The following is a 24,339-nucleotide window of genomic DNA, read 5'->3' on the forward strand; positions in this document are numbered from 1 at the left end:
GACGATGAAACACCTGGCTTCCCTGCCCTTCGCCCTGATGGCAGCGCCCGCGCTGGCGCATGACGGGCCGCACCTGCACCCGCATGACTCGGGCCTCTGGCTGGTGTTGGTCCTGCTGCTGGCGATCGGCGGCGTCGCGATCTGGCTGACGGCGCGCAAATGATCCCCGGAGAAGTCATCCCCGCCCCCGGAGAAATCGAGCTGAACGCGGGCGCGGCGCCAATCACCCTGATGGTGGCCAATACCGGTGACCGGCCCGTGCAGGTGGGCTCGCACTATCATTTCGCCGAAACCAATCCGGCGCTGGATTTCGACCGGGCCGCCGCCCACGGCATGCGGCTGGACATCGCCGCCGGAACCGCCGTGCGGTTCGAGCCCGGCCAAAGGCGCGAGGTGCAGCTGATCCCGATCGCCGGCGCGCGGCGCGTCTTCGGGTTCAACGGTGCAGTCATGGGAGACCTCTGATGCCAGCCCGGATCAAACGTTCCGACTATGCCGCCATGTACGGCCCCACCACGGGCGACAAGGTGCGGCTGGCCGATACTGACCTGATCATCGAGGTCGAGCGCGACCTGACCACCTATGGCGAAGAGGTCAAGTTCGGCGGCGGCAAGGTGATCCGCGATGGCATGGGCCAGTCTCAGGCCACCCGCGCCGAAGGGGCGGTGGACACCGTGATCACCAATGCGCTGATCGTTGACTGGACGGGCATCTACAAGGCGGATGTGGGCCTGAAGGACGGGCGCATCGCCAGGATCGGCAAGGCGGGCAACCCCGACACGCAGCCCGGCGTCGATATCATCGTCGGCCCCGGCACCGAAGCCATCGCCGGCGAGGGCCGCATCCTGACTGCCGGCGGGTTCGACAGCCACATCCATTTCATCTGCCCGCAACAGATCGAGGATGCGCTGCATTCCGGCCTGACCACCATGCTGGGCGGCGGCACCGGCCCGGCGCATGGCACGCTGGCCACCACCTGCACGCCCGGCCCCTGGCATATCGGACGCATGCTGCAGGCGGCCGATGCCTTTCCGATGAACCTGGCCTTTGCGGGCAAGGGCAACGCCTCGCAACCGGCGGCCCTGCGCGAACAGGTCCTGGCCGGGGCCTGCGCCCTGAAACTGCACGAGGACTGGGGCACCACCCCGGCAGCCATCGATTGCTGCCTGTCGGTGGCCGACGAGATGGACGTGCAGGTGATGATCCACACCGACACGCTGAACGAAAGCGGCTTCGTCGAAAACACCGTGGCCGCCATGAAAGGCCGCACGATCCACGCCTTCCATACCGAGGGCGCGGGCGGCGGCCACGCTCCCGATATCATCAAGATCTGCGGCGAGGCGCATGTGCTGCCATCGTCGACCAACCCGACCCGGCCTTTTACCGTGAACACGGTCGAAGAGCATCTGGACATGCTGATGGTCTGCCATCACCTCGACAAATCCATCCCCGAGGACGTGGCCTTTGCCGAAAGCCGCATCCGGCGCGAGACCATCGCGGCCGAGGACATTCTGCACGACATGGGCGCCTTCAGCATCATCGCCTCCGACAGCCAGGCGATGGGCCGCGTGGGAGAAGTGCTGATCCGCACCTGGCAGACCGCCGACAAGATGAAGAAACAACGCGGGCGCCTGCCGGAGGAAACAGGCGAAAACGACAATTTCCGCGTGCGCCGTTATATCGCGAAATACACGATCAACCCGGCCATTGCGCACGGGCTTGGCACCCATATCGGCAGCATCGAGGAGGGCAAACGCGCCGATCTGGTGCTGTGGAGCCCCGCTTTTTTCGGCGTGAAGCCCGAGATGGTGCTGTTGGGCGGCACCATCGCCTGTGCGCAGATGGGCGACCCGAACGCCTCGATCCCCACGCCGCAGCCGGTCTATTCCCGGCCGATGTGGGGGGCCTATGGCCGCTCGGTCGAACAGAGCGCGGCGACCTTCGTATCGGAAGCCGCGCAGGAGGACGGCATCGCCGCGCGTCTTGGCCTGGCCAAGCAGACCGTAGCCGTGCGCAACACACGCGCGATCGGTAAGCGCGACCTGCGGCTGAACGATGCCCTGCCCGAGATCGAGGTGAACCCCGAAACCTACGAGGTGCGCGCCGACGGCGAATTGCTGACTTGCCAGCCCGCCGAAACCCTGCCCATGGCGCAACGCTATTTCCTGTTCTGAGAAGGGACGCCCTGATGCTTGCCACATCACAGAAAATCCGCCGCAACGGGCAGTGGGACGAAACCCATGGCACCGTGACGCTAAACTACGAAGACCGCTTTCTGCGCCGCCGGATGCTGCGCACCGCACAGAATGAAGAGTTCCTGGTGGATCTGTCGCAGACGACCTCGCTGGACGGGGGGGATGCGTTCGAACTGGCCGATGGCCGCCTGATCGAGGTGGTCGCCGCCGAAGAGGATCTGTTCGCCGTCACTGGCCCCGATCTGACCCGGCTGGCCTGGCATATAGGCAACCGTCACACTCCCTGCCAGATCGAGCCCGCCCGCCTGATGATCCGCCGCGACCATGTGATCCGCGACATGCTGTTGAAGCTTGGCGCGACGGTCCAGGACATCCGCGCGCCCTTCAGCCCCGAAGGTGGCGCCTATGGGCACGGACGGACGCATGGCCACAGCCACTGACCTTGATCTGCTGACGCTGACGCAATGGCTGTCACCCGCCTACCCGGTCGGGGCGTTTGCCTATTCGCATGGGCTGGAACGCTTGGTCCAATCGGGCGCGGTGCACGATGCGGCCAGCCTGCGGGACTGGCTGCAGGACGTGCTGGAACACGGTGCGGGATGGTCGGATGCTCTATTTCTGACCGCCGCTTGGCGCGCCAAATCCGATCTGGCCGTGGCCGAACTTGACAATATGGCCCGCGCCTTCGCCGGTCCCTTCGAGCGCAGGTTCGAGACCGCGCAACAGGGCGCGGCCTTCTGCGGTGTGACGTCTGCAGTCTGGGGCATCGAACTGGCGGATCTGACCTACCCCGTCGCCATCGGCAGCGCCGCGCGCCACGCCGGTTTGCCGGTGGAGCCGACCGCGCGGCTGTATTTGCATGCGTTCATCAGCAATCTTGTTTCGGCCGCGCAGCGGTTGATGCCCTTGGGCCAGACCGCTGCGCAAGGGGTGGTCCGAGACATGGCGCCCTTGTGCGCAATTCAGGCGCACGCGGCGGTGGAGGCCGATCTGTCGGCCCTGTCCGGCACCGCCTTTCTGGCCGAGATCGCGGCCATGCAACATGAAACCCAACAGCCAAGGATTTTCCGCACATGAGCAGCATGAACGGCCCTCTGCGGGTGGGGATCGGCGGACCGGTCGGTGCAGGCAAGACCAGCCTGACCGCCGCCCTCGCCCGCGCGCTGCGCGACACCCACTCGATCGGGGTGATCACCAATGACATCTACACGCAGGAAGACGCCGAGGCGCTGATGCGGATGCAGATCCTGCCGCAGGACCGGGTGATCGGGGTGGAAACCGGAGGCTGCCCGCATACGGCGATCCGCGAGGATGCCTCGATCAATCTGGCCGCGGTGGCCGAGATGGTACGCCGTCACCCCGAGGTCGAGATCGTTCTGATCGAATCCGGCGGTGACAACCTGTCGGCCACCTTCAGCCCGGAACTGGCGGATGTGACGATCTACGTGATCGACGTGGCCGCGGGCGAAGAGATCCCCCGCAAGGGCGGCCCCGCGATCACCCGGTCGGACATCCTGATCATCAACAAGATCGATCTTGCCCCGCATGTCGGAGCGGACCTGTCGGTGATGCAGCGCGATGCGGCCCGGATGCGCGGCGATCGTCCTTTCGTATTCACCAACCTGCGGAGCGGCAGCGGAACAAGTGAAATCATCGATCTGTTGGACAAGATTGCCGGCATCGACGCCGGAAGGCGTGCAACGGCGTAAGACCCACAACACGACTATGGGCGTTTCCGGTTCCAGACTTTGGAACCTTGCGCCTGCAAGGCAATCCGATGTAACCGGACTCGACCACCGACGCAGTCCTTGCGATAGCCCGGTGCGAGAAAGTTGCAGCCGGGCCGATCCTTCTTGGGGCCGCCCCATCACCTGAGGACCGCCGGTGAGCCCATTCGTCGTCGCGATCATTCTGTCGGCTGCCATCCTGCACGCCGTCTGGAACGCCATCGTCAAAACCGCGGGCGACCGGACGACGACGCTGGGCCTTGTGGCCTTCGGGCATGTGATCCCGGCCAGCGTCATGATCCTTGTCCTGCCCTTTCCGGGCGGCGACAGCTTTGTTTACATCCTTTTGTCCACCGTGGTGCATTTCGGATATTACTTCATGTTGGGCAAAGCCTATCAGCATGGCGACCTCAGCGTGGTCTACCCGATCGCACGAGGCATCGTTCCGGCGTTGGTGGCGCTTTGGGCCTATCTGTTGCTGGATGAGGTTCTGCCCCTGCAAGCCTGGATCGGCATCGGCCTTATCGCGTTCGGCATCCAACTCAGCAGTTGGAGCTCGCTTCGGCAAGGCGTCGGCGGCGAGGCGCTGGGGTTTGCGGTGGGTACCGGACTTTGCATCTCGGTCTATTCGGTTGTGGACGGCATCGGGGTGCGGCTGTCTGGAAACACGCTCAGCTACTGGGCTTGGGGTGCGTTTCTGCACCTGTTCATCGCCGGCTTCGTGGGTCTTCGGCGGCGGCGGGTTCTGACACAGCTTCCGGCGCGCACCTGGGCGATCGGTATCCTGGGCGGTTTCGTGTCGATGTTGGCTTATGGGCTGGTGCTCTATGCCAAGAATTTCGCGCCGCTGGGGGCAGTCTCGGCGTTGCGGGAAACCTCGGTGATTTTTGCGGCCCTGATCGGGTTCGTCTTCCTGCACGAAGGCTATTGGGTGCGCAGGCTGGGGGCCGCCATCCTGATGGCGGGGGGCGTGGCGCTGGTTGGACTTTCGGGCTGAGCCGGTCCGTCAAGTGCCGTAACGCGCCATGAACATGTCAACGGCGTTGGTGGCCACTTCGTCGATTTCCTCGTCCGAGAACCGGGTTTGGATCCCCAAAGCCGCCAGCGTCCACAGGCGCACCTTGCACAATTCCGAGAACTGTTCGGCGGCAAAATGCACGTCGTCAATCGCCAGCTCACCTTTGGCCACGGCTTTTTCCAGATACTCGGCCATCTGGCGCTGACCGTTGGCGGGGCCGGCTTCGTAGAACGCCTTGCCCAATTCCGGGAACCTGTCACGCTCGGCCACGCAGATGCGGAACACCTGCTGCGCAAAATCCGATACCAAAAACCGGGTCAGATGCGTGGCGGTGATCATCAACGCCTCGCGTACCGGCTTGGTTTCATCGATCATGGCCAGCACGTTTTCCGCCATGCGGCAACACTCGGTCTGCGCCACTTCGGAGAACAGAAGTCGTTTGTCCGGGAAATAGCTGTAGAGTGTCGCCTTCGACACACCCGCCGCACGCGCGATGTCATCGACGCTGGCGCCTTCGAACCCATCCGCCATGAAAACCTCTCGGGCGCCGTTCAGAACCTGGTCGAATTTCCGTCCGGTACGCACGATGGTTGCGGCTTGGGTCATGGTGTCTCCTTGGCTGGGTGCTGCGACAAATCTATAAACCAGTCAGTTCAGTTTCAACGGTTTTCAATTCGGCTTGAAAGTTCCGTTACGCGGCGTAGATTAGAATAATTCTAAAACGAGGGTGGCTATGCGGTTTTTCACTCAGCGCAAACACTTCAGGGATCTGACCGAGCAGGAAGTTATCGCACTTGCGATTTCGTCCGAGGAAGATGACGCGCGGATCTATAGGTCATATGCCGAAATGCTACGCCCCGACTATCCGGCGACAGCCAAAATCTTCGATGGCATGGCTGCCGAGGAAGACGAGCACCGCCGTCGCCTGATCGCTCTGCACGAGGATCGGTTCGGCCCGGTGATCCCTCTGATCCGGCGCGAGCACGTCGCCGGGTACTACGCCCGCCGTCCGATCTGGCTGGTCGAGAATCTCGGAATCGAGCGAATCCGCGAAGAAGCCGAGATGATGGAGCGCGACGCGGAGCGCTTCTATCTGGCGGCTGCCGGTCGCACGACCGATGCAGCAACACGCAAACTTCTGGGCGACCTGGCTGCGGCCGAAGCAGGGCATCAAGCCGCGGCCGCCGAATTGGAAGAAGCTCACCTGGATCACGATGAAAAAGAAGCCGAAAAGGTGGTTTCACACCGGCAATTCATCCTGACCTGGGTCCAGCCGGGATTGGCCGGGCTGATGGACGGGTCGGTGTCGACCTTGGCGCCGATCTTCGCGACGGCCTTTGCCACGCACGACCCTTGGACGACCTTTCTTGTGGGCCTTGCAGCGTCAGTGGGCGCAGGTATTTCCATGGGCTTCACCGAAGCGGCATCGGACGATGGCGAGCTGTCGGGCCGTGGATCACCGGTCAAGCGGGGTTTGGCGTCCGGCGTGATGACAACGGTCGGCGGATTGGGCCATGCCCTGCCCTATTTGATCCCGGAATTCTGGACGGCCACGATCATTGCATTCATCGTGGTGTTTTTCGAATTGTGGGCGATCGCGTGGATTCAGAACCGCTATATGGAAACTCCGTTCTTCCGTGCCGCTTTTCAGGTCGTTTTGGGCGGAGCGCTGGTGCTGGCAGCCGGGATATTGATCGGCAGCGGGTGATGACCCTGCTTGCGATGTGGTAATTCTATGTTACCAATCTGCGCATGGTCGATATCTTTCTGCGCACCCTGCCCTTCTTTGCGATCATCGGCCTGGGATACTGGGCCGGGCGCAGCCGGTTCTTCACCGAAGACGCCACGGCCTATCTGACCAAGTTCGTGTTCTATTTCGCGTTGTCGGCGATGCTGTTCCGCTTTGCCGCCACGCTGCCCTTTGCCGAGATCTTCAACGCGCGGCTGATGCTGGGCTATCTGATCGGCACGGCGGGCGTATACGCGCTGGCCACGTTGGTCGCCTATCTGCGCGGGCTCGACATCCCCACCGCCGCGGTCGAGGCGCAATGCGCCGCCATCGGAAATGTGGGCTTTCTGGGTCTGCCAATGTTGGCCCTGCTGTTTTCCGAAGCCGCAATCGGGCCGGTCATGCTGGTTCTGACGGTCGATCTGGTGGTGTTTTCCTCTCTGATCGTGATCCTGATCAACGGCGGGCGGGATAGAAAGCTGACAGTTGGGACGCTGCGGCTCATCGGAGTCGGGCTGCTGAAAAACCCCATGATCGTCTCGATCTCGGCCGGGTTGATCTGGTCGGCCCTGCAGATGCCGGTGCCTGACCCGTTGAACGATTTTCTGACCATTCTGGGTGGCGCCGCCACGCCGGGCGCGCTGTTTGCCATTGGCGCTTCGCTGGCCAGCAAATCAGCCGAGCGGGTTCAGATCGCGCTGTGGCTCAGCTTTTGCAAACTGGCCGTGCACCCGGCCTGTGTGGCCGTGGTGCTGCTGTGGCTGCTGCCGACTGATCCTTTTGCCGCGGCGGTGGCGATCTCCGCCGCCGCCCTGCCAGTGGCCGGCAATGTCTATATGCTGGCGGCCCACTATGGGGTGGCGCCGCACCGGGCATCTGCCGCCATTCTGCTGTCGACCATTGTCAGCATTCTGACCGTGCCGGTGGTCATCGCGTGGGTTGCCGCATTCTGACGCGGCGACTTCAAAATGCGTGCGAACATTGGTGCCCGGACTTTACGCCGGGGCCTTCGCCCGTTAGCCATGGCACGAACCCAACGTAAGGATGATGCCAGATGGAAACCCTTTCCGAAAACGCCTGTTTCGGTGGCGTGCAGGGCGTGTACCGCCACGCCTCGGCGGCGTGCCAGTGCGACATGACCTTTGGCCTGTTCCTGCCGGCCGAGGCCAAGGACGGTCCGGTTCCGGTCCTGTGGTATCTGTCGGGCCTGACCTGCACCCATGAAAACGCGATGGTCAAAGCGGGCGCGCAGGGCTGGGCCGCCGAACAAGGCATCGCACTGGTCTTCCCCGACACCTCGCCGCGCGGCGAAGGGGTCGCCGATCATGAGGATTACGACCTGGGCCAGGGCGCCGGGTTCTACGTCAACGCCACGCAATCGCCGTGGGCGCCGCATTTCAACATGTGGGACTATGTGGCTGACGAGCTGCCCGCGCTGCTGGTTGAAAACTTCGCCATCGACGGCGACCGGCAGGCCATCACCGGCCATTCGATGGGCGGCCACGGCGCACTGACGCTGGCGATGAACCTGCCGAGCCGGTTCCGCTCGGTCTCGGCCTTTGCGCCGATCTCGAACCCCACGGCCAGCGACTGGGGCCGCAAGCAGCTGAGTGCCTATCTGGGCGATGACCCGGCCGCCTGGGCCAAACATGACGCGACTCTGATGATGAAGGAAAAGGGCTTTGACGGCCCGATCCTGATCGACACCGGCACCAACGACCAGTTCATCGACCTGCTGCGCCCCGAGGCCTTGGCACAGGCCATCGCCGAGCGCCGTCAACAGGCCACGAACCGGTTGCAGCCCGGCTATGACCATTCCTACTTTTTCGTGTCCACCTTCATGGAGGACCACGTCACCTTCCACGCCGAAGCCCTGTACGGAGACTGAGGGATGAGCAAATACGACTATGACCTGATCATCATCGGCTCGGGTCCATCGGGCCGCGCGGCGGCGATTCAGGCGGGCAAGCTGAAACGCAAGGTTCTGGTAGTTGACCGCCGTGACCGGTTGGGCGGCGTGTCGGTGCACACGGGCACGATCCCGTCGAAGACCCTGCGCGAAACGGTGCTGAACCTGTCTGGCTGGCGCGAGCGCAGCTTTTACGGCCGTTCGTACCGGGTCAAGGACCAGATCCGCGCCGAGGACCTCAAGGCCCGGCTGCACATGACGCTGGACTATGAGGTTGACGTGCTGGAACACCAGTTCAACCGCAACCACGTTGAAACCATGGACGGCGTAGCCCGTTTCGTGGGCCCGCACGAGATCGAGGTCACTGCCGATGCGGGCGACACCACCCGCCTGACGGCCGCGAAATTCCTGATCTCGACCGGGACGAAAACCTATCGCCCCGATTATGTGCCCTTTAACGGCAAGACCATCGTCGATGGCGACGAGTTCCTGGAAATGGCCGAGATTCCGCGTTCGCTCTGCGTGATCGGCGCGGGCGTGATCGGGGTCGAGTATGCCACGATGTTCTCGGCGCTGGATGTGCGGGTGACGCTGATCGAACCGCGCGAGACCTTTCTGGATTTCATCGACAAGACCCTGATCCAGGAATTCACCCACCAGATCCGCGAAAACGGGGTGGACCTGCGGCTGGGCTCGGCCGTGGAAAAGATCGAGGACGCCGGCAAGCATGTCGAGATCACCATGTCAAACGGCCGCCATGTTCGGGCCGAGATGCTGCTGTTCGCGGCGGGCCGCATGGGCAACACCTCGGCGCTGAATCTGGGTGCGGTTGGGATCGAAACCGACCACCGCAACCGCATTTCGGTGGACCGCAAGACCTATCAGACCTCGGTGCCGCATATCTATGCCACCGGCGACGTGATCGGGCATCCATCGCTGGCCTCGACCTCGATGCAGCAGGGCCGCGTGGCCGCCTGCCACGCGCTCGAGACCCCCACCCTGCCCGAAAGCCCTTGGTTCCCTTATGGCATCTACTCGGTGCCCGAAATCTCGACCTGCGGCATGTCCGAGGAAGAGCTGCAGGAACGTGGCATTCCCTACGAGGTGGGCGTGGCCCGGTTCCGCGAGACGTCGCGCGGGCATATCATGGGGCTTGAGCACGGAATGCTGAAGATGCTGTTCTCGCTGAAAACCCGCCGGGTGCTGGGCGTGCAGATCGTCGGCGAAGGCGCGACCGAGCTGATCCACATCGCCCAGGCGGTGCTGAACCTGAAGGGCACGGTGGACTATTTCGTGCAGAACACCTTCAACTATCCGACCCTGGCCGAGGCTTACAAGATCGCCGGGCTCGACGCCTTCAACCGGATGCCGATCCCGGACGAGTTCAAGGTGCGCAAATCCGATGCGCCCGAGCCAGCAAAGTTGGCGCCCAAGAAGGCCAAGCAGGCGTGACGACCCTGTATGTCGATGGCGACGCCTGCCCGGTGAAGGCCGAGGCCGAGCGCGTCGCCACGCGGCACAAAGTGCCGATGGTCGTGGTCGCAAATGGCGGGCTGCGCCCCTCGGCCAACCCGCTGGTTCAGATCGTGACCGTTGCGCAAGGCGCGGACGAGGCCGACAAGTGGATCGCCGAGCGGAGTGGCCCGGGCGACATTGTCATCACCTCGGACATCCCGTTGGCCGCCAAATGCGTCGAGACCGGCGCGCGCGTGCTGCGTCCCAACGGTGAAGCCTTCACCGCCGCAAATATCGGCCAGCAACTGGCGATGCGCGATCTGATGGCGGATCTGCGCGCCGCCAACCCGCTGGGTGCCGGGGGCGGTGGCAAACCGTTTTCCAAGGCCGACCGATCGCGGTTTCTGGACGCGCTCGAGCGCGAGATGCGCGCCGCCTTGCGCGGCTGAGATTGGCCTTGCATCACGCCCGGAGGGTTGTTTCAGTCGGCCCCGAACGCAACACAAGCGAACAGGAAATCCCATGCCCGTAGAAGCGGTCGTTTTTGACATCGGCAACGTTCTGATCGAATGGCAGCCGGAGCGGTATTATGACCGCGTGATCGGCGACGACCGGCGCCGCGCCATGTTCTCGGCCGTCGACCTGCACGGCATGAACGACTTGGTCGATCAGGGGCATCACTTCACCGAAACGATCTATGCCTGGGCCGAAAAATACCCCGAATGGCGCAATGAGATCCGCATGTGGCACGACAACTGGATCGAACTGGCCGCGCCCGAGATCCCGCATTCGGTCCGGCTGCAGCGCGCGCTGCGAGCCAAGGACGTGCCGGTCTTTGCGCTGACCAATTTCGGGGTGCAGAATTTCGACTATGCAACCACCGTCTATCCGTTCCTGAACGAGTTCGACCGGCATTATGTCTCGGGGCGGATGAAGATGGTGAAACCGCATGCCCCGATCTACCAGATGGTCGAACAGGATTGCGGCCTGCCGCCCGAGACGCTGCTGTTCACAGACGACCGGATCGACAACATCGAAACCGCCCGTGGCCGTGGTTGGCAGACCCACCATTTCGACGGTCCGCAGGGCTGGGCCGAAAGGCTGGTGGCCGAAGGTCTGCTCTCCCCTGACGAGGCCGCCTGACCTTATGCGGCAGCGGGCTGCGTGGGGCGATTTTCGCGGATCGGCAGGTGTACGATCGCGCTGAAGGCGCCGATGGCCACGCCGATCCACCAGACAACGGTGTAATCGCCATAAAGGTCATACATGCGGCCGCCTAGCCAGATGCCCAGGAAACTGCCAACCTGATGGCTGAAGAATATGATGCCATACAGCGTGCCCATGTAGCGCAAGCCGTAAAGATGCGCGACGAGGCCCGAGGTCAACGGGATCGTCGCCAGCCACAGTGACCCCATGACCAGCGAGAACAGGATCACGGTCAGAGGCGTGATGGGAAACAGGATGAACGCCGCGGCCGCGATCGTGCGCCCGGTGTAGACCGCCGCCAGAAGGTATTTCTTGGGGAAGTGATTGCCCGCCCATCCGGCCAGAAGGGTGCCTCCGATATTGGCGAGCCCGATCAGCGAGATCGCCAGCGCACCCAAAGCAGACGTTGTGGTGATGCCCATCGCATGCAGGACACCGCCGGGTTGGATCGGGCCGCACATCTCGGTCACGAAGGCCGGGAAATGCGCGGTGACGAAGCCCAGTTGATAGCCGCAGCTGAAAAAACCCAAGAATATCAGCGCATAGGACGGGTCGCGGAAGGCCCGGCCCAGGATCTGGCCCATGCTTTCTTCCAATTCGGCCTTGCTGACCTGCGCGGGTGCGCGCATGAAGGGCAGTGTCAGCACAAGGGCCAGAATGGCAATGGCGAAGATGATGAACACCTGCTGCCACGGCAGAAAGGTCAGCATCCATTCAGCCGTCGGCGCACCGATCACCTGCCCGAAGCTGCCCGCTGCCGTTACGATCGCCAGCGACATCGAGCGGTTCTGATCCGTCGAGGCCCGCCCGACCACCGCCAGCACGACGCCAAAGCCCGTGCCTGCGATACCGAAGCCCACCAGCCAGGCATAAAGCTGATGCCCGAAGGGCGTAACGGACCAAGCCGACAGTACCATCCCCGCCGCATAGGTCAGCGCACCAAGAATGATCGCCCGCCGGTCGCCCATCTTTTCGGCGATGGCGGCAAAGATCGGCTGGCCGATGCCCCAGGCCAGGTTCTGGATCGCGATGGCCAGCGAGAAATCGGTGCGCAGCCAGCCGAACTCCTCGGCGATCGGAATCTGGAACACTCCGAACGAGGCGCGCACGGCGAAGCTGACCGTGATGATCACGCATCCGACGATCAGCACCGGGTTGAGCAGACGGGCGGTTGGGGTCATTGGGCCTCCGGGTTCAGCCCGCCGACAGTATCCGCTTGGGCTCGCTCGTCAATTCAGGAGTTTTGCGGTCACGATTAACCAAAATTGATGCGTGCCGGAGGATGCCTTCTTTCCAACGGCGCGGGCGGGCGCTATGGCTCGGGCCATGACCGACATGATCTCGTTGTACGAGGCCCGCGTTGCCGATGGCACCCTGAACCGCGACGACGCGCAAGAGGCCGTTCTGCCCCAGTTCGAGCGTATCCGGGCGGCTCTCGCCGCGCCGGTGAAACGCGGGCTGTTCCGCAAGGCACCGCCGCCGCCCAAGGGTTTGTACCTGTGGGGCGGCGTGGGGCGCGGCAAGTCCATGTTGATGGACATGTTCGTCGAAACGCTGGGCGAAGTTCCGGCCCGGCGCGTCCATTTCCATGCCTTCATGCAGGAAATCCACGCTGGCATGCATGAGGCGCGCGAAACCGGCGTGCAGGATGCACTGGCGCCGGTGGCGGCCTCGGTCGTGAAATCCGTGCGCCTGCTGGCCTTTGACGAGATGCAGATCACCGACATCACCGACGCGATGATCGTCGGGCGGCTGTTCGACATGCTGCATGCGGGTGGCGTCGTCGTTGTGACCACCTCCAACCGTCATCCCGACGATCTGTACAAGGATGGCCTGAACCGGCAGCTGTTCCTGCCCTTCATCCACCACATCAAGCAGCAGCTCGAAGTGTGGGAACTGACCTCGCCCACGGATTACCGGCAGAACCGGCTCGAGGGCTCGCCGGTCTATTTCACGCCCATCGGACCCGAGGCGCGGGAGAAGATCCGGGCCGTGTGGGCCGACCTGTCCGGTGGGCCGGCCGAACCCCTGACCCTGCATGTCAAGGGGCGCGAGGTAGTGTTGCCCGCTTTTCGCAATGGTGTGGCACGGGCCTCGTTCTATGATCTGTGCGGCCGGATGTTGGGGCCGGGGGACTATTTGGCCATTGCTGATGCGGTAAAAGTGCTGGTGCTCGAGGACATACCGCGCCTGTCGCGCAACAACTTCAACGAGGCGAAGCGGTTCGTCACGTTGATCGATGCGCTGTACGAGGCGAAGGTGCGGTTGATCTGTTCAGCGGCCGCCGAGCCTGAGATGCTGTATGTCGAGGGGGAAGGTGTTTTCGAGTTCGAGCGCACAGCCTCGCGCCTGCGGGAGATGCAGGCGCAGGACTGGGGACAATAGCGAGCGTTGCCGCTGGCGTAGCTGTGACTCAATGAATGGTCAGCCGTTTTCGCGCAGGATGTTGCCCGCGAGGTAGAGCGAACCACAGATCAGCACGCGCGCCTGTGGGTCGGCTTTGATGATGGTGTCGAGGGCTTGGGACACACTGCTGGCGGTCGTCGCGGGCAGGTTCACCGATTTGGCGGCGGCGGCGGTTTCTTCGGCGCTCAGCGTATTGGTCTCGCCCGGGATGGAAACGGCGGTCAGGCTGGCAGCTTTCTGGGCCAGCGGGGAGAGGTAGCCGGTTACGTCCTTGGTGTTGAGCATGCCGCAAATCAGGTGTGTGGGTCGCGGGGGCAGCTTGGCCAAGACGTCCGCCAACGCGACGCCGGCGGCGGCGTTGTGGCCGCCGTCCAGCCAGAGTTCGGCCTGGGGCGCCTGTTCGACGAGCGGGCCGGTCTTCAGGCGCTGCATCCGGGCGGGCCATTCGGCGCGGGTGACTGCGGCCTCATAGGCGGCATCGCCCAGGTTGAGATGGCGCAGGACCGCCAGTGCGGCGCCGGCGTTCTGGATCTGGTGGGCGCCCAGCAGGTTTGGCAGCGGCAGATCGCGCAGCCCGGTTTCGTCCTGATAGATCAGGCGGCCATGTTCCTCGTGCACGTGCCAGTGCTGTCCGTAAGCCAGCAGCGGTGCGCCGAGGCGGGCGGCGGTGGCCTCGATGACCTCCATCGCCTCTTCCGGCTGCGGGCCGACGATGCAGGGCACGCCGCGCTTGATGATGCCGGCCTTTTCGGCGGCGATCTTGGCCAGCGTGTTGCCCAGGAACTGTTCATGGTCGATCGAGACCGGGGTGATGACCGTGACCGCGGGCTTTGCGATTACGTTGGTGGCGTCGAGCCGCCCGCCAAGCCCCACCTCGAGCAGCGTGTAGTCGGCGGGTACACGGGAGAACGCCAGCAGGGCCGCGCAGGTGGTGATCTCGAAATAGGTGATGTTCTCGCCGCCATTGGCGGTGTAGCACTCATCCAGAACGGCGGTCAGGTCGGGCTCCGAGATCAGCTCGCCCGCCAGGCGGATACGTTCGTGGAACCGTGCCAGATGCGGCGAGGTGTAGGCATGGGCCGTCAGCCCGGCCCCTTCCAGCCCGGCGCGGATCATCGCCTGGGTCGAGCCCTTGCCATTGGTGCCGGCGATGTGGATCACCGGGTGCAGCTTGTCCTGCGGGTTGCCCAAAGCCTCCAGCAGACGCCAGACACGGTCCAAGGTCAGGTCGATGATCTTGGGGTGCAGCGCCATCATCCGGTCGAGGATGACGTCGGATGTGGGCGCGGTCATTTCTTGGGCTGGTCGTCGGCAGGCTTGGCCTGCGCGTCAGGCTGTTCGGCCGCGCCCTCGTTCGGGGCGGGAAGATCGCCTTTGACCGCCGGGGGCAGACCCATCAGCATCCGGGTGATGGTGATCAGCTCGTCCCGCAACTCGGTCCGTTTGGTGACTCGGTCCAGCATGCCGTGATCCAGCAGGTATTCGGCGCGCTGGAAGCCGTCGGGCAGTTTTTCACGGATCGTCTGCTCGATCACGCGGGGGCCAGCGAAACAGATCAGGGCGTTCGGCTCGGCAATATGCACGTCGCCGAGCATCGCGTAGGACGCCGTAACGCCCCCGGTGGTGGGATGGGTCAGAACGACGATATATGGCAGGCCGGCCTCTTTCAGCATCTCTACCGCGACCGTAGTACGCGGCATTTGCATCAGGCTGAGGATGCCTTCCTGCATCCGGGCGCCGCCGGCGGCGGAAAACAGGATCAGCGGGCGCTTGAGTTTCACCGCCTCTTGCGCGGCGGCGATGATGGCGTTGCCGACATACATGCCCATCGAACCGCCCATGAACGAGAAGTCCTGCGCCGCGGCCACGATGGGGGTGCGGCCGATCTCGCCGGTGGCGACCAGCATCGCCTCTTTCTCGCCGGTCTTTTTCTGCGCCGCCTTCATCCGGTCGGGGTATTTCTTCTGATCGCGGAACTGCAGCGGATCTTCCTTGGGCGCGGGCACTGCGACCTCGGTGAAGATGCCGCCGTCGAACAGGTGCTTGAACCGCTCGCGCGGGGTGATCAGCATGTGGTGTCCGCACTGGGTACAAACGTTCTGGTTGTCCGCCAGTTCACGGTGGAACAGCATCGTTCCGCACTCGTCGCATTTGTGCCAGAGATTCTCGGGCACCTCACGGCGGGAGAAGATCGAGTTGATCCGGGGGCGGACGTAGTTTGTGATCCAGTTCATGTCGGAACCTTGCTGATGCGGGTTGCAGTCAAATAAGACGCTACGGAAGGAAATGCAATCAGCGCCTGAGCGCAAGTCGCGCAACCAGCCAGCTGACGATCATCACCGCGAAATCCACGACAAGCCACTGGCGCAGGATACCGGTGTCCGATGTTTCGAACGGAAGATGATAGAGGGCCAGCCCCCCCAGGCCGTCAGGCAACGATACGATCAGCAGAGCCGTTACATTGTTGGCAAAATGCATGGCGATTGCGGGTCCCAGCGTTCCTGCTCTGGCGGTGATGTCTGCACTAAGAAGGCCAAAGACAAAGGCCCAAACTGCGATCAGGATAGCATTGTCACCGGCGGCAAGAGGTGCGTAGTGCCCGGCAGCAAAAATCAGGGAGGGTACACCCATCCAAATCCACGGGGCCCTGAACCGCGCGGCCAGCGATTGTTGCAGGAACCCGCGGAATAGAATCTCTTCGGCGCTGACCTGAATAAGGACAGCCACCAGCGCCAGCGGCAACAGCAGCAGCCACCTGAAAACCGGCAGGTTTGGCTCCAAGGGCGGTCCCATATCGTATGGGGGCAGAACAAAAAGCAAGGCACCCAGCACGACCAGCGCCCGCAGAACCCGCCAGAATTGCCGTACAGTCAGAATCGGCGCCCCAACCACGGAGATCAGTTTCCGGTGCTGCACCTGTCGCACGGCCAATCCGACGCCCAATGTGGCAAAGGCAAAACTGGAAAGGATGACCAGCAGCGCCAGGGCCGAGGACCCGTCTTCGAAACCGGACACCAGTTCGGCCGAACCAAAGGCGGTTACAGCGGCCAGGAGAACCAGATTCAGTGCCAGCACGACGACCGTGATGATCGCGAACCCGAGCAGCAGCCGCCAGAGTTCGGGATAAGCCCTGGCCGGCGCCACCAGGATTTCGTGCGGGGCATAGGCCGGGTGTGGCTGCGGGTCGCGCATCCTAACCGCCCGCCCCGGTCTCGGCTTCGGGTGTCAACGGGGTGTTCGACAGCAACAGTCGTTCCGAGACAGTTGTCAGATACCCGGCCACCGTTTCGAGAAGGCGCATCGAAACAGCCGCGTCACCCTCTACCACGGCGCGCAGCTCTTCCGCGCCGATCCGCAGGAACGAACAGTCGGTCATCGCAACGAGGTCAAGTTGCCGAGGCGCGCCGGTGATGATCGACAGGTCGCCGATCAGACGGCCTGGCTCGACGACGGAGATGTTGCGCTTTTCGCCGTCCGGCATCGTCCATTCCAGGCTCGCCTGCCCGGAGATGCACAGATAGGCAGCGTCGGGCGTTTGCCCGCGCGAGAATATGGTCTGCCCCGCCGCCGCGTCGTACCATTGCGCCGAAAAGGCCAGCAGACGCTGGTGTTTTCCGTCAAGCCTCGAAAACAGTTCGGTTGCCGAAATGATCTTGAGTTTTCGGCTGAAGTCTTCGGGTTGTTCGTCATCCGCCTCGACCTTGGAACGCGATACACCGTCGATTCGGCCGTCCTTGATTTCCACGTACATGTCATAGGCTTCGGGATGGCCAAAATGATCTTCCATGAAGATCATGACCGAGTCAGGAAGCAACTCACGCAGCTTGAGGCGCGTACGCAGACGGCTTTCCGAATCGTGGCTGGCAAGGACCTTGTCCAGGATCAGGATGTCGGGCCGCTTGATCGCTGCCCGTGAAAACGCGGCACGTTCCTGGAAAACCGTGGGCAGGTTGGCCCCGCCAAGACCGGTCGGCAGATCGTAGATGATAGCCGCCAGGCGACGGGTGAGACCGGCCTCGATCAGGACTTCGGCTACGGCATCCTCGATCTCTTCGGCATGTGCCCCGGCCATCAGCGACACGCGGCCATACAGGGCATTTTCCATGACGGTCAGGCGCGGAACATAGGTTTCGGGTGCCACGGGAATGAACAGCCCGTCGAAAGATGCGTGCAGGTTTTGGGCCTGCGTGCGCCGGATCGAAAGGATCTTTTCCTTGTACTCCTCGGGGAAACTGGGGCCGATCTGTTCGGCGGTCAGCATGAACGGCACCGTCAGCAACAGTGCCATTTCACGTTCGGACAGGGTTGCCTCACCTTTCGACATGCGGCGTTCGTCGATGTCGAGCAGTCGGTGGTACATGTCCTTGGACATGCCCAAACGCAGGAACAGCGGGTGATCCGTCCCTTCTCGGCCGAATGTTTTCCGCAGCGTGCTGAGGACCGCCGTCGCGATGCTTAGGGCGTCCTTGTCCAGATCATGGGCCCGCAGCATGGCAAGAAATCGAGCGTCCCCGGCTAGGATGTCCGGTGAGATGTTGCGCGACGGTGAGGCAAACAGAAGGTTGCCCCCCAAAGGTACGGCCGGGTTGAACCGGTCCGGATCGAACCGGTAAACGTATTTGTCCAAGCCCTTTTCCTTGAGACGCGCTGCAACCTTGTCGCGCGCATCCACGATCGCCTTGGCCAGATGGGGGTGCAGTTCGGGATCGAATTGCGACCGCAACGTCCGCCGGAACATGAATTCGTCGATGCCCATCGCCTCGACCAGTTCGAACCACCAATCCCGGATCTCGTCGATGCTCTGCAGCCCGGCAAGGCGTGGGTCGACCCATTCGTCCTCCAGCAGGTCCGGGGAGTTGCCGGCGCGCACGGCTTCGACCTGATAACGTGATGGAGCCTTCAGAGCTTCGGTCTCGTGCTGGGGATGGGGACGCAAAGGCATCAGCAGGTTGTCCCCAAGCGTGCCGTTGAACAAGTAGGGTCGCGAGTGGGCATAGCCGACACGGGCGGCGATCACCGCCTGATGGAGTTCGCGAAGGTTGTGCCCAGACAGAAGGACCTCGCCCTGAACCGGCAGAATCTCGCGGATCAGCAACTGGGCCAGCGCCTGTCTTTCCGAGTCGTGCGAGGCCTTGATGGCGACCCGAGCGCCCTTTGGGATCGTCAGGTCGATGTCTTCAAGGATCAACTTGCCGTCTTCGTCGCGCACCGTGACATTGCGCAATTCGATGTCGCCCTGCAGGTGCGGGATGCTCTCCGGCTCGCCATAGAACAGTTCTTCGGGGATCATGTTCTCGGGCGCAAATCGTTCGGTGACGACCTGCCAGCGCAACGACATGTCCTGAACCTGATTGTAATAGGTCAGCAGATCGCGCCAAGGGCCGCTGAGGTCCTTGTACGCCCCCAGCGCCGCAACCAGCGCACCGACTGTTACTTCGCCCGTGATCGCGAGATAGCCGCCGACCGAATAGAACAGAAACGGCGTCATCTGCGTGATCAGGTTGTTGAGGAACTTCATGAAGAATTTCTTGTTGTAGATCCGGACCCGGATATCGAACAAGGTTCCGAGGCGATGACTGAACTGCGCCAGCCGATAGCGCCAACCACCGTTCGCGCGCAGGTCGCTGATACCGGCGGCGGTTTCGCCGATCTCGGTGCTCAGGTGACGGATCTCCTGAATACGGTCCTTGTTCAAAAGGTTGATCTGACGCTGCAGGCGCGGGATCAGCCAGGCTTGCAGCGGGATCAGCGCGATCGAGGCCAGCCCGAACCAGACGCTCTGCATGAACAGGAAAGTGACAATCGTCATCATCTGACCGAACTGAAAAACCGGCTGGGCGATCGCGTCGCCCATCAGTCCGCCCATCGGTTCCGCTTCGGACGATATCATCGACACCAGCTCGCCCTGGCTTGTGGTCGAGAAATACGGTTTGGGGAAGCGCAGCATCCGGCTGATCAGGGTGAATCTGAGCCGCCGCAACATGCGTTCGGCTAGGATCCCCTTCATGGTGTTGATGCGCATCTTCATGAGGCCGCCCGCCAGCACGGTTCCCAAGAAGGCAAAACACAGGATCAGCAGGTATTGGACCTGGGTCACCTTCGTGCCGAACAGCGTTACCGTGTTTCCGGTCGCGCCGATGGCGTCGTTGATGATCTGCTTGGGCAGTTCAAGCGAGGCATAGAGAAACGGAAACGAAAGTACGGTCAACAGCAGCAGAATGAATTGCTGTTTCTTGGAATGTTTCCAGATGAACGCGAATAGGGTGGGTTCCATGCCCCGGCCTCGTCTTGTTTTTTGGACTGCGGCCCGTTGCGGAGGATCCACGGCGACCGGGTGACTGACGGTAAGCTTTGCCCCGTGCTATTTCAAGAACGTGCCCCGGCGTGATCTTGCAAAAATCCGGCCGGCACGACCGGCGTCGTTCACAATTCGGGAATTTTGCAGTGCTATCTGTCGAAGGCGGGTTTATTCCGCCCGCGGAATCCGACTAAAGAGGTGCAGTTTCAAGCACTGGGCACATGAGCAGACTTCTGGATCGGTATTTCAGCCGCAAGGCAGTTGGGCACTGGAAACGGACGGCGCAGAATGCGCCGCACGAAGACCTGCCCCTGCTTCGCCAGCAGCGTGATCAGGCGCGAGTGCTTCGCGCCCAACTTGATCGGCTGATTCAGATTGCGGACGGGCGCCTGACCCGCCCGCATATCGGCACCCAGAATTTCCCCAGACCGCTTGGCACGGATTGGGCCTGGCGCCCGGATTTGTGGGGCAGCCCCCTGCCCGTTACGGGCCTGGTATCATTGTGTCGCAAGGCGCAACTTGATGACAGCGTGGCGCTTTTCCATGACTGTCCGCTGGCCGAGATTGCAGTCCGGCAAATGCGCAACAGCGGGGAAAAGGACCTGGCGCCTTTCAGCCTGGCGATCGACGTATTCAGCTTTCAAGGCTCGTTCCTCTCCGTGTCTGTCGAACTTCCGGGCAGCGCCGCCGAGGGTCTGACGCGGCAACACCTGGTCCGGACCCATGTGACGGTCGACAGTGAACGCCCGGCCGAGGTCTTTGCCAGGCTGAATATCCAGAATGGACCGAATACCGAGCAGGTGCTGCGAAAGCTGGAACCGAAAGATGCGACATCCGACATCGATTTTGATCTTGCGCATCTGTCCTTGAACGAACGTCGCATCGAGAAGATGTGGCTGGACCTTATCATCCAGGATCCTGGTATGAACCGTGTGGTGCTGCGGGATTTGACCCTGTGCCGCCATCATCGCGCTGACTTGTGAAAGGAAAGGCCATGGTGGAAACAAAACTCGTCCCGATCCGGTTCGAAGACGGCGTATGGGAAGGCCACTTTTCAGGAAGTACCGCACCCCAACTTGAAGCCCGGTACCGGGATCAGGTCCTGCAAGGTATCGAGGTTTCCGAGGCCGAAGGTGGCTGGCATGTTCGGGTTCCCGTACCAACGGTCCTGTTGTCCGAAGGTGTCCACAGTGTGATTATCCTCGACAGCGCTTCACAGGAAAAAGTGGGCGACATCACCGTAATCGCGGGCGCGCCGGCCGTAGGCGATATCCGAGCCGAGATGGACCTGCTGCGCGCCGAACTTGATCTTCTGAAGCGCGTGGTGCGTCGGTTGAGCGCTGATCAGGGTTGATCGGCCAAATGCCTGCAGGATCTACGTAATCGAAACCTGCTTGGACGCATTCCTATCTTTTTTGCTGAATTCATGCATGATTGAGCCGCCAAGGAAACTCAGGGGGCCGAATGGAACGTGACAGCATTATCAAGGTCATAGCGCTGATGGTAACGGCGTTTGGCATCGGCATAGACTTTACCGGTGCGCTGATGCTGGTTCCGGCGATCGAAAACTCGTTTGATGCCGATATCACGAGTACTCAGTGGGTGTTGAACATCTACGCGCTGTTCTTCGCCATGACGATGGTCGCAGGCGGTCGGCTGGGCGATATGTACGGTCATCGCAAGATCATGATCATCGGATTGTCGCTGTTTCTTTTCGCCTCGGCCATGTGTTTCGTATCTCCCAGCCTTGATTTCCTGATCGGCGCTCGCGCGCTTCAAGGTATCGGCGCGGGATGCGTGTGGCCGTGCACGCTGGCCTTCGGGGCAACGAGGGTATCCCGTGAGGAACACCGTGCGATGGTCATGGGGTTGATCCTTGCCGGTGTCACGACGGGCAACGTATTTGGTCCGATGATCAGCGGGTTTGTCGTCAATCTTGGGGATTGGCGCCTGTTCTTTCTGGCGAATGTCGTCTTCTCGTGCATCTCGATGGCCACGGCAGTCCTGCTGATGCAGCGTGACAAGACCCACAAGACGGGTGAGCACATCGACTTTGCCGGAATGGGTGTCCTTTCTTTTGCTGTCCTGCTGCTGCTGTACGCGCTTGATGTCGGGTCGGACTGGGGCTGGCTGTCGGTTCCGCTGATGTTTCTGTTTTTCCTCAGCGCGTCGCTGTTTCTGTTGTTCCCACGCGTGGAAAAACGGGTGAAAGAACCGCTATTGCTGCCGCAGATGATGCAAAATCCGCAATTTCGCATCACCTTGGGGCTGAACATGTTCAACGTCTCGGCGGCCTTTGTGGGATTGCTGTATTTTCCGCAATATATGCAAAAGGTTCTTGGTTGGTCAGTGTTTGAATCCGCTCTGGGCCTTGCGCCGCTGACCGTTCTTTTGGCGGTCGGGTCGATCGTCTCTGGCACCTTGTACAATGATTTCGGACCCAAGCGCCTGCTGTTCTGGGGGTATCTCTGCGCTACGATAGGCGCGGCCAGTGTCGTCGTGATGCCGGCAGGGCTGGGGTATTTCCATATTCTTCCGGGGATGGCTCTGATCGGGTTGGGAGCGACACTGACGGTTGGCCCGTCGGGCACCGCCGCCGTTTGCGCCGTCAAGCCCGAACGCGCCGGCCTGGTTGGCGGTCTGAGCTTCATGGTGCACTTGGTCTATGGCGCCATTTCGGTCGCCTGCGCGACGGCCATCATGTACATGGTCAGCCTGTCCAGCTTCCGCGAGCACCTTGCCAAAGCTGGCATCGACATGTCCCTAGCCGATCAAAAAGCCATCAATGGCGGTACTTTGACGACCAAGACCGCGCAGGCTGTCATGCAGAAATTCAGCGCGCCCGAGGCCGAAAAGATCAAATCCGCGTTGTCGATGGCCTTTGACAGCGGGATGGACATGGCTTTTGTCTTTTCAACGCTGTCGGTGTCGATAGGGCTGGTTCTGGCGCTGATGCTTGATGAAAAGAAACTGCACAAAATCGAGAGCTGAGCCAAAAGAAAAGGCCGCGGAAAACCGCGGCCCTTCGGTCATTGTTTGCGCAGCTTACTGCGATGCCCGCTCTGTCGGATTGAAGGCGGACAGGCCTTTGAGAATGTCGATCGCATAGGCCAACTGGTAGTCTTCGTTGCGCAGTTCGGCGGTTTCTTCCGCTTTGGTGCGGTCTTCCTCGATCTGGCGGATTTCATCCTCGGTCAAACTGTCATTGTTCAGGCTGCCCCGCAGGTCGGCCTCGGACCGGGTGCGGGCGTTGCTTTCTTCCTCTTCCTCAGCCTCGGGACGGACGCGGGGCTGTTCCACGATGATGTCGGGGCTGACACCCAAAGCCTGGATCGACCGACCCGACGGGGTGTAGTAGCGCGAGGTGGTCAGACGCATCGCCCCGTCGCCACGCAGCGGCATCACGGTTTGAACCGATCCTTTGCCGAAGCTTTTGGTGCCGACGACGATCGCGCGGTGGTGATCCTTCAATGCACCTGCAACAATTTCGGAAGCCGACGCCGATCCGCCGTTGATCAGCACTACGATCGGCTTGCCTTGGGCAAGATCACCCGGGGTTGCGTTGAAGCGTTCACCATCTTCGGGATTGCGCCCACGGGTCGAGACGATCTCGCCTTCGTTCAGGAATGCGTCCGATACCTTGATGGCTTGGGTCAACAGCCCGCCGGGGTTGTTGCGCAGGTCCAGAACAAAGCCGTTCACCTTGTCGATGCCGCCAGCTTCGGCGATCTGCTTTTCCATCCCCTCTTTCAGGTTCGGGAAGGTCTGATCGTTGAAGGTGGTCACACGAAGCACCACGCTGGCGCCTTCGGTGCGGGCGCGAACGGCGGTCAGTTTGATCGTGTCGCGGATGATGGTCACATCGAATGGGTCGGGTTCGCCTTCCCGCACGACGGTGATGACGATTTCCGAACCGACCGGGCCGCGCATCAGGTCGACTGCCTTGTCCAGCGTCAGGCCCAGGATGCTTTCGCCGTCCACATGAGTAATGAAATCGCCGGCCTCGATGCCCGCTTCGTCCGCAGGCGTGCCGTCAATCGGCGAGACGACTTTGACGAAGCCATCCTCTTGGGTGACCTCGATGCCCAGCCCACCGAATTCACCGCGCGTCTGCACGCGCATCTGCTCGGCGTCGTCCGGGGAAAGATAGCTTGAATGCGGATCCAGCGACGTCAACATGCCGTCGATCGCAGCCTCGATCAGTTCTTCGGGGGCGACTTCCTCAACATACTGGGCGCGGATCCGTTCGAAGATATCTCCGAACAGGTCAAGTTGTTCATACACTCCGGCCTTGTTTTCGGCCTCTTGCGCCAGCAGTGGCCCGGCGATCTGGGTAGTCGCAATAATCCCTGCCACGGTGCCGGCCAGACCGGCCATCACAAATCTCTTCATACTC

At 62.1% G+C, this 24,339-nt stretch carries 24 protein-coding genes; 17 read left to right on the top strand and 7 right to left on the bottom strand.

Features of this window, described 5'->3' with window-relative positions:
* The first annotated feature begins 4 nt into the window (after positions 1–4).
* The 7 genes from ACR0LD_RS15975 to ACR0LD_RS16005 all read left to right on the top strand — a co-directional run bounded on the left by ACR0LD_RS15975 (position 5) and on the right by ACR0LD_RS16005 (position 4,919).
* Positions 5–163, top strand: a complete 159-nt coding sequence (locus ACR0LD_RS15975; protein ID WP_480637919.1) for a hypothetical protein — start codon at positions 5–7, stop codon at positions 161–163.
* Positions 160–465 carry an urease subunit beta gene (locus ACR0LD_RS15980; protein WP_480637921.1) on the top strand — a complete coding sequence of 102 codons (306 nt, stop codon included), beginning with the start codon at positions 160–162 and terminating at the stop codon, positions 463–465. The genes ACR0LD_RS15975 and ACR0LD_RS15980 overlap by 4 nt, the downstream gene beginning before the upstream one ends.
* A complete protein-coding gene (ureC, locus tag ACR0LD_RS15985; protein ID WP_170359486.1) occupies positions 465–2,174 on the top strand; it encodes an urease subunit alpha in 1,710 nt (569 codons plus the stop codon). Before ACR0LD_RS15980 ends, ureC begins: the two co-directional genes overlap by 1 nt.
* Positions 2,175–2,188: 14 nt before the next feature.
* The gene (locus tag ACR0LD_RS15990) at positions 2,189–2,635 is read left to right on the top strand and encodes an urease accessory protein UreE (protein WP_170359485.1); all 447 of its coding nucleotides are present in this window, start codon (positions 2,189–2,191) and stop codon (positions 2,633–2,635) included.
* Positions 2,619–3,272, top strand: coding sequence for an urease accessory protein UreF (locus tag ACR0LD_RS15995; RefSeq protein WP_480637923.1), 654 nt, complete (start codon positions 2,619–2,621; stop codon positions 3,270–3,272). The genes ACR0LD_RS15990 and ACR0LD_RS15995 overlap by 17 nt, the downstream gene beginning before the upstream one ends.
* Positions 3,269–3,904, top strand: a complete 636-nt coding sequence (gene ureG, locus ACR0LD_RS16000; RefSeq protein WP_170359481.1) for an urease accessory protein UreG — start codon at positions 3,269–3,271, stop codon at positions 3,902–3,904. The genes ACR0LD_RS15995 and ureG overlap by 4 nt, the downstream gene beginning before the upstream one ends.
* Positions 3,905–4,079: 175 nt before the next feature.
* On the top strand, positions 4,080–4,919 hold the full coding sequence (locus ACR0LD_RS16005) for an EamA family transporter (RefSeq protein WP_480637925.1): 840 nt from the start codon (positions 4,080–4,082) through the stop codon (positions 4,917–4,919).
* A gap of 9 nt (positions 4,920–4,928) precedes the next feature.
* On the opposite strand, the gene ACR0LD_RS16010 is transcribed toward ACR0LD_RS16005, so the two are convergent.
* The gene (locus tag ACR0LD_RS16010) at positions 4,929–5,546 is read right to left on the bottom strand and encodes a TetR/AcrR family transcriptional regulator (RefSeq protein ID WP_170435732.1); all 618 of its coding nucleotides are present in this window, start codon (positions 5,544–5,546) and stop codon (positions 4,929–4,931) included.
* Positions 5,547–5,673: 127 nt separating this feature from the next.
* Between ACR0LD_RS16010 and mbfA the strand changes: the two genes are divergently transcribed.
* The 6 genes from mbfA (at position 5,674) to ACR0LD_RS16040 (ending at position 11,176) form a co-directional block, all read left to right on the top strand.
* On the top strand, positions 5,674–6,648 hold the full coding sequence (mbfA, locus tag ACR0LD_RS16015) for an iron exporter MbfA (RefSeq protein WP_480637928.1): 975 nt from the start codon (positions 5,674–5,676) through the stop codon (positions 6,646–6,648).
* 44 nt (positions 6,649–6,692) lie between these two features.
* Positions 6,693–7,622 carry an AEC family transporter gene (locus ACR0LD_RS16020; protein ID WP_480637930.1) on the top strand — a complete coding sequence of 310 codons (930 nt, stop codon included), beginning with the start codon at positions 6,693–6,695 and terminating at the stop codon, positions 7,620–7,622.
* Between the two features lie 101 nt (positions 7,623–7,723).
* Positions 7,724–8,557, top strand: coding sequence for an S-formylglutathione hydrolase (gene fghA, locus ACR0LD_RS16025; protein WP_480637932.1), 834 nt, complete (start codon positions 7,724–7,726; stop codon positions 8,555–8,557).
* Between the two features lie 3 nt (positions 8,558–8,560).
* A complete protein-coding gene (gene sthA, locus ACR0LD_RS16030; RefSeq protein WP_093963338.1) occupies positions 8,561–10,030 on the top strand; it encodes a Si-specific NAD(P)(+) transhydrogenase in 1,470 nt (489 codons plus the stop codon).
* Positions 10,027–10,482, top strand: a complete 456-nt coding sequence (locus tag ACR0LD_RS16035; RefSeq protein ID WP_480637934.1) for a YaiI/YqxD family protein — start codon at positions 10,027–10,029, stop codon at positions 10,480–10,482. The genes sthA and ACR0LD_RS16035 overlap by 4 nt, the downstream gene beginning before the upstream one ends.
* A gap of 73 nt (positions 10,483–10,555) precedes the next feature.
* Positions 10,556–11,176, top strand: coding sequence for an HAD family hydrolase (locus ACR0LD_RS16040; RefSeq protein WP_480637936.1), 621 nt, complete (start codon positions 10,556–10,558; stop codon positions 11,174–11,176).
* 2 nt (positions 11,177–11,178) lie between these two features.
* Here the strand turns inward: ACR0LD_RS16040 and ACR0LD_RS16045 are convergent, their stop codons facing one another.
* Complete coding sequence (locus tag ACR0LD_RS16045; protein WP_170371711.1) at positions 11,179–12,420, bottom strand: MFS transporter; 1,242 nt, start codon at positions 12,418–12,420, stop codon at positions 11,179–11,181.
* A 145-nt stretch (positions 12,421–12,565) separates the two neighbouring features.
* Here ACR0LD_RS16045 and zapE point away from each other — a divergent pair, with 145 nt between their 5' ends.
* Complete coding sequence (gene zapE / locus ACR0LD_RS16050; protein ID WP_170371708.1) at positions 12,566–13,624, top strand: cell division protein ZapE; 1,059 nt, start codon at positions 12,566–12,568, stop codon at positions 13,622–13,624.
* Between the two features lie 39 nt (positions 13,625–13,663).
* On the opposite strand, the gene ACR0LD_RS16055 is transcribed toward zapE, so the two are convergent.
* Genes ACR0LD_RS16055 through ACR0LD_RS16070 form a run of 4 tightly spaced genes read right to left on the bottom strand, consistent with a single transcriptional unit; the run spans position 13,664 to position 19,919 of the window.
* A complete protein-coding gene (locus ACR0LD_RS16055; RefSeq protein ID WP_480637939.1) occupies positions 13,664–14,938 on the bottom strand; it encodes a bifunctional folylpolyglutamate synthase/dihydrofolate synthase in 1,275 nt (424 codons plus the stop codon).
* On the bottom strand, positions 14,935–15,879 hold the full coding sequence (gene accD, locus ACR0LD_RS16060) for an acetyl-CoA carboxylase, carboxyltransferase subunit beta (RefSeq protein WP_480637941.1): 945 nt from the start codon (positions 15,877–15,879) through the stop codon (positions 14,935–14,937). The genes ACR0LD_RS16055 and accD overlap by 4 nt, the downstream gene beginning before the upstream one ends.
* A gap of 58 nt (positions 15,880–15,937) precedes the next feature.
* Positions 15,938–16,837: a CPBP family intramembrane glutamic endopeptidase gene (locus ACR0LD_RS16065; RefSeq protein ID WP_170391502.1), complete on the bottom strand. Its 900-nt coding sequence runs from the start codon at positions 16,835–16,837 to the stop codon at positions 15,938–15,940.
* A gap of 1 nt (position 16,838) precedes the next feature.
* On the bottom strand, positions 16,839–19,919 hold the full coding sequence (locus tag ACR0LD_RS16070; RefSeq protein ID WP_170391501.1) for an ABC transporter transmembrane domain-containing protein: 3,081 nt from the start codon (positions 19,917–19,919) through the stop codon (positions 16,839–16,841).
* Positions 19,920–20,164: 245 nt separating this feature from the next.
* Between ACR0LD_RS16070 and ACR0LD_RS16075 the strand changes: the two genes are divergently transcribed.
* The 3 genes from ACR0LD_RS16075 to ACR0LD_RS16085 all read left to right on the top strand — a co-directional run bounded on the left by ACR0LD_RS16075 (position 20,165) and on the right by ACR0LD_RS16085 (position 22,934).
* Entirely contained in the window at positions 20,165–20,926 is a 762-nt protein-coding gene (locus ACR0LD_RS16075; RefSeq protein WP_480637944.1) for a DUF6478 family protein, read from the top strand.
* Positions 20,927–20,937: 11 nt separating this feature from the next.
* A complete protein-coding gene (locus ACR0LD_RS16080) occupies positions 20,938–21,297 on the top strand; it encodes a hypothetical protein (protein ID WP_170341510.1) in 360 nt (119 codons plus the stop codon).
* 110 nt (positions 21,298–21,407) lie between these two features.
* On the top strand, positions 21,408–22,934 hold the full coding sequence (locus ACR0LD_RS16085; protein ID WP_480637946.1) for an MFS transporter: 1,527 nt from the start codon (positions 21,408–21,410) through the stop codon (positions 22,932–22,934).
* Between the two features lie 54 nt (positions 22,935–22,988).
* Here ACR0LD_RS16085 and ACR0LD_RS16090 read toward each other — a convergent pair whose 3' ends face one another.
* Entirely contained in the window at positions 22,989–24,335 is a 1,347-nt protein-coding gene (locus tag ACR0LD_RS16090) for a S41 family peptidase (RefSeq protein ID WP_093963348.1), read from the bottom strand.
* Positions 24,336–24,339: the final 4 nt, after the last annotated feature.

It is taken from the genome of Ruegeria sp. BF8, from assembly GCF_056538625.1.

What these genes read in the sequence shown, in the direction of transcription:
- ACR0LD_RS16080 (WP_170341510.1), top strand. Translation starts at nt 20,938, where the DNA reads ATGGTGGAAACAAAACTCGTCCCGATCCGGTTCGAAGACGGCGTATGG.
- ACR0LD_RS16065 (WP_170391502.1), bottom strand. Translation starts at nt 16,837, where the DNA reads ATGCGCGACCCGCAGCCACACCCGGCCTATGCCCCGCACGAAATCCTG.
- ureG (WP_170359481.1), top strand. Translation starts at nt 3,269, where the DNA reads ATGAGCAGCATGAACGGCCCTCTGCGGGTGGGGATCGGCGGACCGGTC.
- sthA (WP_093963338.1), top strand. Translation starts at nt 8,561, where the DNA reads ATGAGCAAATACGACTATGACCTGATCATCATCGGCTCGGGTCCATCG.
- ureC (WP_170359486.1), top strand. Translation starts at nt 465, where the DNA reads ATGCCAGCCCGGATCAAACGTTCCGACTATGCCGCCATGTACGGCCCC.
- ACR0LD_RS15980 (WP_480637921.1), top strand. Translation starts at nt 160, where the DNA reads ATGATCCCCGGAGAAGTCATCCCCGCCCCCGGAGAAATCGAGCTGAAC.
- ACR0LD_RS16045 (WP_170371711.1), bottom strand. Translation starts at nt 12,420, where the DNA reads ATGACCCCAACCGCCCGTCTGCTCAACCCGGTGCTGATCGTCGGATGC.
- ACR0LD_RS16075 (WP_480637944.1), top strand. Translation starts at nt 20,165, where the DNA reads ATGAGCAGACTTCTGGATCGGTATTTCAGCCGCAAGGCAGTTGGGCAC.
- ACR0LD_RS16040 (WP_480637936.1), top strand. Translation starts at nt 10,556, where the DNA reads ATGCCCGTAGAAGCGGTCGTTTTTGACATCGGCAACGTTCTGATCGAA.
- ACR0LD_RS16085 (WP_480637946.1), top strand. Translation starts at nt 21,408, where the DNA reads ATGGAACGTGACAGCATTATCAAGGTCATAGCGCTGATGGTAACGGCG.
- mbfA (WP_480637928.1), top strand. Translation starts at nt 5,674, where the DNA reads ATGCGGTTTTTCACTCAGCGCAAACACTTCAGGGATCTGACCGAGCAG.
- ACR0LD_RS16020 (WP_480637930.1), top strand. Translation starts at nt 6,693, where the DNA reads ATGGTCGATATCTTTCTGCGCACCCTGCCCTTCTTTGCGATCATCGGC.
- ACR0LD_RS15990 (WP_170359485.1), top strand. Translation starts at nt 2,189, where the DNA reads ATGCTTGCCACATCACAGAAAATCCGCCGCAACGGGCAGTGGGACGAA.
- ACR0LD_RS16090 (WP_093963348.1), bottom strand. Translation starts at nt 24,335, where the DNA reads ATGAAGAGATTTGTGATGGCCGGTCTGGCCGGCACCGTGGCAGGGATT.
- ACR0LD_RS16070 (WP_170391501.1), bottom strand. Translation starts at nt 19,919, where the DNA reads ATGGAACCCACCCTATTCGCGTTCATCTGGAAACATTCCAAGAAACAG.
- ACR0LD_RS16055 (WP_480637939.1), bottom strand. Translation starts at nt 14,938, where the DNA reads ATGACCGCGCCCACATCCGACGTCATCCTCGACCGGATGATGGCGCTG.
- zapE (WP_170371708.1), top strand. Translation starts at nt 12,566, where the DNA reads ATGACCGACATGATCTCGTTGTACGAGGCCCGCGTTGCCGATGGCACC.
- ACR0LD_RS15975 (WP_480637919.1), top strand. Translation starts at nt 5, where the DNA reads ATGAAACACCTGGCTTCCCTGCCCTTCGCCCTGATGGCAGCGCCCGCG.
- ACR0LD_RS16010 (WP_170435732.1), bottom strand. Translation starts at nt 5,546, where the DNA reads ATGACCCAAGCCGCAACCATCGTGCGTACCGGACGGAAATTCGACCAG.
- accD (WP_480637941.1), bottom strand. Translation starts at nt 15,879, where the DNA reads ATGAACTGGATCACAAACTACGTCCGCCCCCGGATCAACTCGATCTTC.
- fghA (WP_480637932.1), top strand. Translation starts at nt 7,724, where the DNA reads ATGGAAACCCTTTCCGAAAACGCCTGTTTCGGTGGCGTGCAGGGCGTG.
- ACR0LD_RS15995 (WP_480637923.1), top strand. Translation starts at nt 2,619, where the DNA reads ATGGCCACAGCCACTGACCTTGATCTGCTGACGCTGACGCAATGGCTG.